The following is a 272-nucleotide window of genomic DNA, read 5'->3' as shown; positions in this document are numbered from 1 at the left end:
TCCGGCCTTGAAGGAAATGCTCCCCCATCTGTTCACGGAAACCCACACCAGCGACACCAAGGCAGGTGAGCTGACACGTATCATGGGAACATCCACCTGCGACATCACGGTTGCCGGCAAAGACGAGGTAGGCGGACGCTGTATCAAGGGAATCTGCGGCCAGGTGGACGGTTCGGTAGTTGTTTCAAGCATTATTATAAACGTGAGTTCGGGATAAGAACTTTATTTTTTTCAACCAAGCAAAAGACATAGAGTATTGGGCGGCCTGTCAA

General features: G+C 50.7%; 1 pseudogene. It reads left to right on the top strand.

What is annotated here, in order from left to right:
• Positions 1-217, top strand: a pseudogene (locus tag M1B78_RS18625) (hypothetical protein); the annotation flags it as partial.
• Positions 218-272 lie beyond the last annotated feature (55 nt).

The sequence above is a fragment of the Bacteroides muris (ex Fokt et al. 2023) genome (assembly GCF_024704895.1).
Lineage (GTDB): Bacteria > Bacteroidota > Bacteroidia > Bacteroidales > Bacteroidaceae > Bacteroides > Bacteroides muris.
This window is presented reverse-complemented; position numbering and strand designations above follow the sequence as displayed.